This is a genomic window from Orientia tsutsugamushi (assembly GCF_900327275.1).
Lineage (GTDB): Bacteria > Pseudomonadota > Alphaproteobacteria > Rickettsiales > Rickettsiaceae > Orientia > Orientia tsutsugamushi.
In genome coordinates, this window is sequence record NZ_LS398548.1 from 1,278,688 (window position 1) to 1,291,718 (window position 13,031).

8 protein-coding genes and 1 pseudogene are annotated in these 13,031 nt (G+C 29.0%); 6 read left to right on the forward strand and 3 right to left on the reverse strand.

The features are described 5' to 3' along the window. Positions 1 to 126: 126 nt before the first annotated feature. Together DK405_RS06755 and DK405_RS06760 are read right to left on the reverse strand one after the other, a co-directional pair. Positions 127 to 480 (reverse strand): IS630 transposase-related protein, encoded by a 354-nt coding sequence (locus DK405_RS06755; RefSeq protein ID WP_045912476.1) that lies wholly within the window; start codon positions 478 to 480, stop codon positions 127 to 129. A 155-nt stretch (positions 481 to 635) separates the two neighbouring features. Next, positions 636 to 1,418, reverse strand: coding sequence for a thioredoxin domain-containing protein (locus tag DK405_RS06760; protein ID WP_231967669.1), 783 nt, complete (start codon positions 1,416 to 1,418; stop codon positions 636 to 638). Positions 1,419 to 2,282: 864 nt separating this feature from the next. On the opposite strand from DK405_RS06760, the pseudogene DK405_RS06765 reads away from it, so the two are divergent. The 6 genes and pseudogenes from DK405_RS06765 to tmk form a co-directional block, all read left to right on the forward strand. Further along, positions 2,283 to 3,722, forward strand: a pseudogene (locus tag DK405_RS06765) (sodium:solute symporter family protein); the annotation flags it as partial. 377 nt (positions 3,723 to 4,099) lie between these two features. Then, positions 4,100 to 6,832 (forward strand): DNA polymerase I, encoded by a 2,733-nt coding sequence (gene polA / locus DK405_RS06770; protein WP_231967672.1) that lies wholly within the window; start codon positions 4,100 to 4,102, stop codon positions 6,830 to 6,832. A gap of 65 nt (positions 6,833 to 6,897) precedes the next feature. After that, on the forward strand, positions 6,898 to 8,262 hold the full coding sequence (gene der / locus DK405_RS06775) for a ribosome biogenesis GTPase Der (RefSeq protein WP_045912478.1): 1,365 nt from the start codon (positions 6,898 to 6,900) through the stop codon (positions 8,260 to 8,262). 8 nt (positions 8,263 to 8,270) lie between these two features. Next, a complete protein-coding gene (locus DK405_RS06780; protein WP_045912479.1) occupies positions 8,271 to 8,954 on the forward strand; it encodes a uroporphyrinogen-III synthase in 684 nt (227 codons plus the stop codon). Positions 8,955 to 9,024: 70 nt separating this feature from the next. After that, entirely contained in the window at positions 9,025 to 10,098 is a 1,074-nt protein-coding gene (zapE, locus tag DK405_RS06785) for a cell division protein ZapE (protein WP_045912480.1), read from the forward strand. Further along, positions 10,091 to 10,744: a dTMP kinase gene (tmk, locus tag DK405_RS06790; protein ID WP_045912481.1), complete on the forward strand. Its 654-nt coding sequence runs from the start codon at positions 10,091 to 10,093 to the stop codon at positions 10,742 to 10,744. Before zapE ends, tmk begins: the two co-directional genes overlap by 8 nt. A gap of 139 nt (positions 10,745 to 10,883) precedes the next feature. Here tmk and mnmG read toward each other — a convergent pair whose 3' ends face one another. After that, positions 10,884 to 12,752 carry a tRNA uridine-5-carboxymethylaminomethyl(34) synthesis enzyme MnmG gene (gene mnmG / locus DK405_RS06795; protein WP_045912482.1) on the reverse strand — a complete coding sequence of 623 codons (1,869 nt, stop codon included), beginning with the start codon at positions 12,750 to 12,752 and terminating at the stop codon, positions 10,884 to 10,886. Between the last annotated feature and the right edge of the window lie 279 nt (positions 12,753 to 13,031).

Sequence of the window (13,031 nt, forward strand, 5' to 3'; positions counted from 1 at the left end):
ATTATGAACACAGTAACATCTCATGTATCTTGCTGCATATACGTGAGTTCTAGGAGTGTACTATGAACAAAACTGCTTTCATCTGTGAAGACGACAACTTTTTCTTTGTTTTTATACCTTTTTATCTTATTCTGAAATTTGAATCTTTCTTCTTTTTTTTCCTTCGAATGTTTTATAGCTTTTTTTATATGTAATATTTAATCTCTTTAATGCTTTTTGTATACCTGACTTACTTACTCCTAGCCGTTCAGCCCTTTCATATTGATATGCATCACTATATTGTGATACATCTTCTTTTAGTTTATCAATAGAGATTTTTGTTGTAGCTCTGTTTCTGTTTTTTAACGGCAATATGTTTTTACTCCATACAAATACTGTATTTTTTCCTATCCCAAAACGTTTTGATACTTTTTCAAAACTAATTTTCTCTCTTTCCTTTATGTTCAGCACTTTTTTCCGAAAATCTATAGAATATGTCATACTAATTATTTTTTCATTACATCTTACTTATTATAACTGTTTTATAGTGTTTAGCTATATAAATATTAAAAGAACTATCTTTCTATTTACTACTATATTTTTAAACTATTATTTTTTAAAAAACCAAATGCTAATGAGTTAATACGAGCATATTTTTACTTTTCTTGAGCTTCTGTAATATCATTTTTCTTATCTTTAGAATTAGCTGCTTTTTCAACTATGTCTGAAATTTCTGTAATAACGTTTTCTATTCTAATTATATGTTCATCATTAATAACAGCAATAATACATGGAGTTCCATCAAATATTTCAAACTTACTAATATTTACAGTATTAAGCATTAGCTGCTGAGCTAATATTTCATCTTTAAAACAATTAAGAAACTGATCTGCGGTAATACCTCCAATTTTTCCTATATCCTTCAGCCAATTCATGTAATTTTTGTTAAACACCCATTTATCTTGCTGCTCTAATAATGTAGTATGAAACTTATTCCACATTAATGTCCCACCGCATCTAGATAGCATTGCTCCATCTAAATCTTGTTTTGCAGTTATAAACTCACGTGTAATGTAAGCTATTTTATTGGTATCTATGAATTTATGCTTAATTGTAGGAAAAATCTTTTCATGGTAGCGAGCACAATGATAACAAGCATATGAAAAATATTCAAAAATCTTAATACTAGAGTCTTTATTTCCTAGTACAATATCATACTTATTGATTTTTAATACTGAATTAATGGTTTCTTTCGAATTATTAGTAGAAATATTATTATCTTCATTAATATTGTTGTCTTGATCTTCAGAAGTAGTAGCCAGTTGGACATTATTATTGCCTATTTGTTGAGAGTTATCATGCTGATTAATATCATTAGTAGAACTTATACTACGTTCTACTAAATTGTCAGACTTGCTAAATACATGATATATAGCCATTAAACAGATTGCAGCTAATATATAGAAATTTTTGTGTAAGTATTTCATATTATAGTATTTATATTTATATGAGTTAGCTATAGTGATTCTTGTAATCTATTACAGTTTACCATTCATACTTCATATCTCTAAAAAACTATATACTACTTAAAGTATACATTGCACATGTTATAACATAATTCACTATAATATGTGAATCAATTTTTATATTGCTTTCTGTTATTTTTTACAAGTATAGATTTAAAAAGAACAACGAAAGTTTAAAATCTGTAAATGTATTCTTGCACTGAAGTTTTGATATGAAGAAAAGATAAGGTATAACATACTTTACTTAAAACTGTGCTAAAGTAGAATATCAAAAAGCAATAACTCTGCAAGAAAATATGACAAAAAAAGATATAATGCAATTATACTCTAAAACCTGATAAAACTTAATTGTGTTAAGATTATTATAATTTTGATCCTGGTTTGTTTTTTGCTTTGAAATAATTTTTTGATGTTTTGCAGAATGCATGTTAATAACAAATAATTTTGTTATAATTATGTAACAATAAAAATATTTTAAACCATCATTATCAAATTATAACGTATACTAAGTTCATCAATTATGAATCTAATTGCTAAAAATTAGCTCTCAATTTGTCAAATGTTAGTACATAACTTTTCGTTATGTTGTCGCAATGACCTTCAAGATATTATTGTCATATATAAAATTTTTGTAAAAATACGATATTGACAATAACTAAAAATATAGTATCACTATAATTATTTTATTTTTAAGGTGTTTATAGTTTAAATAGAGAAAGATATAAAGCAAGTGTATTATATTATTTGCAATTACAATATAAAATGAGGAAGTTTAAAATGCTAGCGTTAAATATAGACATAATTTTAGTTGGATTATTCTTAATATCTAATCTAGCTATAGGATTATGGTATGGAAAAGAAGTAAAATCTACTAAAGATTATGCTCTTGGTGGAAGAAATTTTAGTACAGCAACGCTTACTGCAACTCTTATAGCTACCTGGATTGGTGGCAGTACTTTTAGTTTCAGAGTGTACCAAATATATTCAGTTGGAATACTTTCATTATTGTCTATTATAGGGCAAACATTATGTTTACTTATTTTTGCTTATATCTTAACTCCAAGAATGCAGGAATTTTTTGGTAAGTTATCAGTTGCAGAAGTAATGGGTGATCTTTATGGTAAGTATATTAGAACTATTGTAGCTATTTGTTCAATTATTATATCATCAACAATGATTGCTATGCAAATCAAAGTTTTTTCTGCAGTATTTAATCATTTTTTAGGACTAGACAGTGTTTATGCTACTTTGCTTAGTAGTGCAGTAGTAATTATATATTCAGCATTTGGTGGGGTTAGGGCTGTAGTATTTACTGATATTTTTCAAGCTTTGGCTTTTGGAGTGTTTATTCCAACTTTAGCAATGCTAATTTGGGGTATGTTTGGTAGTTGGAATTCTATAGTAAATACCTTAACTACGAATCCTATGTTTAATCCTAAAATATTACTAGACTACCATAATAGTAATACACTAAAATATTATGGAGTGTTTTTCTATGATGTAATTCCTTGCTTTCTACCAGCTTCATTTCACAGAGTTTTAATAGCCCGTAATACAGAACAGGCAGCTAATGCTTTTAAAATTATGACTGTTATATATTTATTGTTTTGTTTTTTTGCTGGATGTATAGGATTAACGCTTCTGTCATCGAACCAGAATATAGAAGCTAGCAATTTAATACCATATATAATAGATAGCTATTCTTATGCTGGATTTAAGGGATTAGTAGTAATTGGAATATCTGCAATGATTATGTCAACAGCTGATTCATATATTAATTCTGCTTCTGTTATTTTTGTTAACGATTTATGTAAGCCTTTAGGTTTATTTCAAAACAATATTAAATTAGAACTTAAAGCAGTTAGAATATTTGCTGTAGTTATCGGAGTAGTAGGATTATATGTAGCACTATTACAAAAAAATTTGTTAGATATATTATTATTTGGAGCTAGTTTTTACATTCCAACGGTAGGAATACCATTATTATTTACAATTCTAGGTTTTAGAACTACTACTAGAGTAATATTAGCTGGAATGATTGCTGGAGTTTCAACTTCATTTATTTGGAATACATATTTTAATGCAGCAATTCCAATTGGTGACCTTATACCAGCAACTATAGCAAATTTTGTAGTAATGATGATAATGCATTACTCTCTTGGAGAGTTAGGTGGATGGGTTGGGTCTAGTAATTGCAAACAAACTGAATTAACAAAAACCTAGGCAACACTAGAGTTTGATATTTATATAAGAAATATGTCAAATATTACTAATCTTTGATCAAAGTTAGAAGTGTTAAGGTAAAACTAACAATTTTTCCATGATGAGTAATAAAACTATGTGTAGTTTTTATCCCCAAAACCAATCACATAGACTTCTTGCTCAATTTTTACTATATTTTGAAACGCTTTATAATTATAAATGCTTGAATTATCAAATATAGTCTAATTAGCAAAAGTGGCTACACTTTGTAAAATTTAAAAATAACACAGCATGGTTGAGAAAAATACTACATAATGTACCTGATTTCATCCTTACTAAAAAACATGAACTAGCATAGAGTAAAAATTTTTACTTTTTCTACAGATGCAAGTATGTTTAAAATAACAATCTTTGTATCAATTCATAAAACTTACCAATACAACAATATAAACTTTATGTGTTCATTTAAAAACAAAAAAATATTCTTACTTGATGGCTATCCATTCATTTTTAGAGGATATTTTGTTAATCAAGACCTTATATCCCATAATGGAACTCCAATTGGTGGAGTATATGGATTTACTACAATGATCATGAATATCATTAATGAATTTAATCCTGAATACATGGTTGTAGTGTTTGATACTGGAGTAGATAATTTTCGTCATAAAATTTATCCTGAGTATAAAAATCATAGGCCAGAATTACCTTCTGAGCTAAAAATACAATTTCCATTGGTTAGGGAGATTGTAAAATATCTAAATATTAGTGCAATTGAAATGGAAGGTGTGGAAGCAGATGATGTTATTGCTTCCTTGGCTAATAAATTTGGCAAGGCTTCAGATGAAATTATTATTGTTTCATCTGATAAGGACCTATTACAATTAGTTAATAATAAAGTTTACATATATGATCCAATAAAAAAGCAATATATAAGAGAAAAAGAAACTATAGAAAAGTTAGGAGTTCGACCTTCTCAAGTAAGGGATTTTTTGTCATTAACTGGTGATGTATCTGATAATATTCCAGGAATTCCTGGAATTGGCCCTAAGACTGCTATTAAACTGCTGGAACAGTTTGATAGCTTAAATAATATTTTGCATAATTATGCAAATATCGCTTCACCTAGACATAGAAAACTTATAGAAGAGCATCGTCAGCTAGCAGAATTATCATGGCAATTAGTTGGGCTAAAACAAGACTTAAATCTTAACTTGTCTGTTGAGAATCTACGCTGGTCTCCTCCAAATGCTGAACAAATACGCACACTAATTCATAAATTTGGATTTACATCGCTCATTACAAAAGCTTCTAAGCTTTTTAAGCTTGAATTAAGTCATCTTATTGCAAAGTATCCTCTTTCTAGGGCTAGCAATACTAGCAAAATAGAAATTACTAACTCTGAAATATTGCTACAGGTAAAAAGTAGAGCTCAAGAAAGTGGTTATCTTTCTGTTTTATTAGAGAAAGAAAAAAATGATTATATAAGTATAACATTTTCTTTAGATTTACATAAGTTATATTTTATTGACTTAGCAGCAATTACATCTAAAGAACAGAACTATGCAACAGCAACTAATCCATGGTGGAAATCATCAATCATTGAGCTTTTGCTTGATAGTTCCATTCAAAAAATTACTTATAATCTTAAGGAATTGTTAATATTTTTATTAAACTTTTTGCGCACTGAAATTACATCAGCTAGTTGTATAGATGATATAATGTTAATGCATTATATTTTATCAGCTGGCAAAAACGAGCTTCCTTTGAATGAAATTATACAAACCTATAATAAATCTTATTCAGAACAATATTCAGAACACAAAGTTTGCTGGCTAAAAAATACTTTCGATAATTTAATGTCAGAGTTGTTTAAGAATAAGCTATTGCATTGTTATTATGAAATAGATCTGCCAATATGCTATATATTACGTAATATAGAAAATAATGGAATTAAAATTAATGTACCTTTGCTAAAAGACTTGTCAGCTCAGTTAAAGCATAAAATTGATCTGCTTGAGCAGCAAATTTATCAAATTTGTGGTCAAGAATTTAACATCGCTTCTCCAAAACAATTGGGAGAAATATTATTTGACGTTTTAAAGCTACCTCATGCTAAAGTTTCTCAAAAAACTAAATCTTACTCTACAGATTCAGAAGTGCTAGAAAATTTAAGTCGTGCTGGAATTAAGATAGCAGATCTACTATTAAAATGGCGCCAATTAACAAAACTGTTAACTACATATATAGATACGTTACCAACTCAAATTAATAACAACACTTTCAGAGTACATACCACTTTGCTACAAACATCTACTACCACAAGTAGATTAAGCTCGCATTCACCTAATTTACAAAATATTCCAATAAGATCAGAATATGGATTGAAGGTAAGGTCAGCATTTGTAGCACCTCCAGGCTCTAAAATTTTATCTGCGGATTATTCTCAAATAGAATTACGCATACTTAGTTATTTTGCTAATATAGAACAGTTAAAGAATGTTTTTATTACGGGCGAGGACATTCACAGTAGTACTGCTGCTCAGATCTTTAAGATTAATGCTGATCAAGTAACAGAAGAGCATAGAAGAAAAGCTAAAGCAATAAATTTTGGTATAATTTACGGTATCAGTGCTTTTGGACTAGCAAAACAGTTAAATATTAGCAATACAGAAGCAGCACAATATATTAATCATTACTTTCAAGAATATCCAGCTATAAGACAATATATGGATGAAACAAAAAAATTTGCAGTTGAGCATGGTTATGTCAAGAACATGATAGGTAGAAGATGTTATATTCCATTAATCAATAGTTCTAATTTAACAACAAGAAATTTTGCTCAACGAGCTGCAATTAATGCTCCAATTCAAAGTACTGCTTCTGACATAGCAAAAATTGCTATGATTCAATATGAAAAACTCATATATTCTAAATACCCAGCAATAAAATTATTATTACAGGTTCATGATGAATTAGTTTTTGAATTACCTGAAGAGTTAGTAGATACTGCATGCAACTTAATAAAAAGCACCATGGAAAACATACCGTACTTCTCTTTTCCATTAAAAGTTGAGTTAAAAATTGGAGATAACTGGGGAGAGATGCAAAAGGTGAAATTTTAATAAACAGTTGGCAAAATTGAACATATTATTATATTAATACGCGAAAAATATTAGGAAAACATGTTATGCCACAGGCTATTGTAGCATTGGTAGGAAAGCCAAACGTTGGCAAATCTACTTTATTTAATCGCCTTAGTTTAAGGGAAAAATCTATAGTACATGACTTACCTGGCATAACTAGGGATCGTAAATATGCTAAAGCTAATTTATTCTCAGATTTAATTGTTGTAGATACTCCTGGATTAGAATTTGCTACTGCTGGTTCCCTAGAATTTAATATGATGCAACAAAGTTTAGTAGCAATTAACGAGGCACATATTATTTGTTTTGTAGTTGATGCAATCACTGGCATTTTGCCAATTGATGAAGAATGTGCAAACTTAATACGAAAACACAACAAACAATCTAGTACTATATTAGTAATTAATAAAACTGAGAAGCCTATTATATTAGATAAGAGTTATTATAAACTTGGATTTAGTGAATCAGTATGTATTTCAGCTAAACACGGTCAAGGTATATATGAGCTTGGAGATATAATTCAAAACATATTGTCATCAGATCAAAAAATACATTTCTTAACTACCACTAATACTAACTGTGAGTATAATCAGCAACGTCCAGAATTACAGTTAGCAATAGTAGGTAGACCTAATTGTGGCAAATCAACATTTATTAATGCTATTTTAAATGAGGAAAGAGTACTAACAGGGCCAGAGAGTGGGCTTACTCGTAATTCAGTTGAGGTAGATTGGGAATATTGTGGACAACTAATCAGATTAGTTGATACTGCTGGAGTAAGAAAAAAAAACGCTGTTACTCAATCATGCGAATTACTATCAGTAAATGATACTTTAAAAACCATTCGATTTGCCAATATTGTTGTTGTAATGATTGATGCTACACGAGGCCTAGAGCAACAAGATCTTAGCATCATTAGTTATGCAGTTAACGAGGGACGTGGCATAGTACTAGTAGTAAATAAGTGGGATTTAATTAAAAAGAAAAAAGAGTTTCAAAAAGAACTAAGTAGATTGATTGCTTATTCTGTATTTCAAATTAAAGGCATAAATCCAATTTATATATCGGCAAAAGAAAAGTTCAATCTTGAATCTGTATTACAGCAGTGCGTATTAACCTATGTCAGTTGGCAAAAAAGAGTTACAACTGGCACATTAAATCAGTGGTTAGCTAAAGCTATGAGCAATAGGCCTTTACCATTTCAAAGCCATGGCAAGAGAGTTAAAATTAAGTATTGTACTCAAACTAAAGCAAGGCCACCAACTATTAAATTATTTTGTAATAATATTGAGTCTATAGATGAATCATATAAAAGATATCTAATTAATAACTTTAAACTTAATTTCGATATTGCGGCAGGAGTACCAGTAAGGTTAAGTTTTGTTAAAGGGAAAAATCCTTACAGATAGATAGTGTTATGGCATTAAACAAATTACTGCTAATTAGAACTATAGAAGAAAATAAGCTATTGCAATCTAGGTTAGTAGGCAAGTTTACAGTGTGCAATTGCCCATTAATAAATTATGAAGTTATTAAGTTAGATTATAGCAAAATAAGTCAAGGACAAAACATTGTTATTACAAGCAAATTTGCTGCCAAGATTATTGCTGAAAATATGAATTCTAATGTAAATTGTTTCGTTGTTGGTCAAGTATCATCTCAAATTTTACAACAAAATAAGTTTATAAGAGTCGTAGGAGTATATAATACAGTAGAAAAATTGTTACTTAATATATCTGAAGTTAAAAATATAATATATTACTGTGGTAACTATATAACTCATGATCCTCCAAATCATTGGACAAAAAAAATAGTTTATCTAGTAAAATATGCTCAAGATCTTACAGATGAAGCTAAAATTAACTTATCTTTAAGTCAAATTAGTCATAGTTTGATATATTCATATAATGCAGGACTAAATTTGATTAAACTATTGAAAAAAAACAAATTACTCTGGACATTGCAGAACGTTAGAATAATATGTATAAGTTCAAAAGTTGGATCTTTATTCACAAGAATAGCGAAAAAAGTATCTTTTCCTACAACTCCGACTAGTAAGAATATGATTAAAATATTACTTAATCATAATCATACTATTTGAATTAATTCAAAATTCATTAATTGAGTACTATATACAATGAGCAAGAGGATATTAGTAAAAAATAACTGCAATGGATATTAAGTCTTATTTTGCTAGTAAAAAAGAATTAAATCCTAGCCAAATAGAGCTAGTATCTATTCTACAGAGCATTAGCGACCACTTTAATAGCAGAAAGATTATTAGATATTTTCGCCAATTACAGTATAATGGAACATATATTTATGGTAAAGTAGGAAGCGGAAAAACAATGCTTATGCAAGCTCTGAATCAATCGTTAGAAAAGTTAGGAGAAGTAGGGTATTTTCACTATCAGTTTTTAATGCATAGCTTACATAAAGTTGTAAGACAAAACACAAGCAACTATACTGATAATAGCAATAATTTAATGAAAACATTAGCATGTGAGTATTCTAGCAAATATCGAATTATTCTAATAGATGAATTTGAAATAACAGATATTGCTGAAGCACTATTGATCGGTAGTTTTATAAAATGGCTGTTTATTAAAAAAGTCTATATAGTATTAACTAGCAATATCGCTCCAGAACTTTTATATAATAACGGATTAAAGAGAGAATTATTTCTACCTTATATAGATACTATTAAGCAAAATATGCAAATATTTTATCTAAAGTCAGATCATGATTATAGAAAAGCTAAAGTACAGTCAAAAGAACAAAGAATACTTATTGGAATAGATGCAAATAAGCAACTGCAATTAATAATTGATAAGTTAATTAGGAACAAAGAATTATTGAATCATGATGTAAAAGTTTTGGGGCGTAATCTTAATGTAAATAATAATTATGGTAATATCCTAATTATAACTTTCGATGAGCTATGCTATCAAGAAAGATCATACAATGATTATATTGCTATGTGTCAGCATTTTGATGTTATCATTGTTAGAAATGTAACCATTATTGAAAGTGCTAATAATGATGTCATAATAAGATTTATTAATTTTATAGATAATGCTTATAGCATGAAAGTACTAATTTATATGAGCGTTAATACATCACTTGATCAAATATATATAGGGCATAATTATCAACAACCTTTTCAAAGAACATTATCTAGGCTATATGAAATGAATAGTAATGAATATTTATTTCATTCAAAATATCAAGAGGCATATGAGTAATACTACAATAGGAAAATTTATAACTTTTGAAGGAAATGAAGGAAGCGGCAAAACTACTCAAAGCAAACTACTTTATGAAAAATTATTAGATAATGGTATAAAAGCAGTATGGACTAGAGAAATTGGTGGAACTGATATTGCAGAGTTAATTCGTGATATAGTTTTATTTAAAGATATGTCTATTACCACAGAATTATTGTTAATAATGGCAGCTAGGTATGAACATATTGAAAAATTTATTAGGCCAAATTTAAATGAAGGAAAATGGGTAATATGTGATAGATTTATAGATTCTACTTTATGTTACCAATCTAAAAATAGTGAAGAACAGCAGCTAATACTTGAGCTACACCGTAAATTACTAGACAATTTTTTTCCAGATCTTACTTTAATAATTAATGTATCACCAAGTATTGCAATACAAAGAATAAAGATAAGAGAAATACATAAAAACACAAATCAACTTAATAAGTTTGATAGCAGAAGTCAACAGTTTCATCAAAAAATTACTGATGCATTTATTCAAGTTAGTAAATTATTCCCAGAACGTATAGTACAAATCAATGGTGAACCAATGATAGAAGATGTTAGTTCAAAAGTTATAAATATCATAAATAATAAAATGAAAGTTAATTTACTTAGGTAAATCAATTATTTTATGTATTTAGCATACTAGATATTTCTCTGCTATTAATTTTTAGTTTATATGGTTCTCTTGTATTAATTAATTTAGTGTTAAAATTGCTATGTACTTATCTAATATTCAAAAGTTAGATAACATATAATCATTTTTTATCAGTTATGGAAGAATTCAAATATTTAGTTTTTAAAAAGATGATTATTGCCATAATTGCTGATGGAGTTACTCCATTTATATGTTTTGCAGCTCTTATAGTCTCAGGTTGATACTGCTTAAGCTTTTCTCGTACTTCAATTGATAAACTAGGAATCTGGTCATAGTTCAAATCTTGAGGAATTTTATATGTTTCTTCTTGCTTAAAAAGCACAATGTCTTCTTTTTGGCGCTCTAAATATGCATGATATTTAGATTCATAAGTTAATAATAACAATAAATTGTTGTCATATTGATTCAACTCAGGATAGAGATCCTTTACTATATTAATACCAAAATTTGGAAGCCCAAGTAAGCTAAACGCAGTACGTGCGATACCATTTTGTGAAATTTGATAGCCACAATTTTGAAGTTGTTTAGGAGTAATGGTTAGCGACTTGATATAATCACGTAAAGTATTTAATTTAGATAATTTTTTCTGAAATACTTCCTGTCTTAACTGACTTACACAACCTATATCTATTGCTCTTGGAGTAAGACGCTGATCAGCATTGTCAGCTCTAATACTTAATCTATATTCTGATCTTGAAGTAAACATACGGTAAGGTTCATCTATTCCATTTGTTAAATCATCAATCATTACTCCAATATAAGCATCTGTTCTATCTAAGATAAATGGATCCTGCTTTTTTACTGCTAGTGCAGCATTTATTCCTGCCATGATGCCTTGCCCTGCTGCTTCCTCATAACCTGTAGTACCATTAATCTGTCCAGCTAAATATAGCCCATCTACAGATTTCACTTCTAGGGTACGCTTTAGTTGTCTAGGATCAACATAATCATATTCAATAGCGTAGCCATATGCTATTATTTTGCAATTTTCCAAACCCTCTATAGTTCTAATCATATTTTCTTGCACATCACTTGGTAAAGATGTTGATATTCCATTAGGATAGATAGTGTTACTGTTTAATCCTTCTGGTTCTAAAAAGATTTGATGACTCGCATTATGACTAAACCTTATAATTTTATCCTCTATTGATGGACAATATCTTGGGCCTGTTCCCTGAATTTGCCCACTATACATTGCAGAAAGATGTAAATTTTCCTTTATAATTTTATGTGTTATTTCATTAGTTCGAGTAATATAACACTTAATTTGCGGAACTAAGACCTTCTTAGTAATTTCAGAAAATGGAGTAGGAATTAAATCTCCTGGTTGTTCCTCTAATTTCGAGTAATCTATGGTTCTACTGTCAATTCTGGGAGGAGTACCAGTTTTTAATCTGCCTAGTCTCAATCCAAGTGCTGATAAAGTATTAGATAATCCATAAGATGCATTTTCTCCTAAGCGACCAGCTTTTATTTTCTCTTTACCACGGTGAATTACGCCAGATAAGAAAGTACCAGTAGTTAGTATAACCTTTTGACAATAAATTTCTTTTCCATTAACAATTACTGCAGTAACTTTATTAGCAATAACTTTAATATCCTCTACTGATGCAAATATTGTAGTTAAATTAGGATAATTCATTATTGTACTGTACATTGCAGATTTATATAGCGCACGATCTATTTGTGCCCTAGGCCCCCAAACAGCTGGTCCTTTAGTATGATTCAACATTTTATAGTGTATGCCAGCTTGATCTGCTATATACCCAATAAGGCCATCAAGAGCATCAACTTCTTTGACTATATGCCCCTTACCACGACCACCAATAGCTGGGTTACATGGCATTTCTCCAAGATTTTCAGGTTTAAGAGTAATTAATGCAACTTTAACCCCAATTCGTGCTGCTGCTGCAGCTGCTTCACAGCCAGCATGGCCACCACCAACTACTACAACATCAAATTTATTCATTCTTTCAACATTTTACTAAAAACTAACTAAGCTAGCTTATTATAGATTATATAACAATCAACTACCTAACATGCGGTAGTTAAACTAATAATATTATGTATATTGTTTTGTTAGAAGCAAATTAAAAATTTAAACCGAATATTTATAATTGGTTTTTTGAAATTATCAATTAACGGCTTTTACATTTTTGCTTTATTTATGTTGAGATTATATAATAATTTCTAAACATCAGACTTGCAAAATTTAATGTACAGATTTTAAACTATGAATCTCATCTCT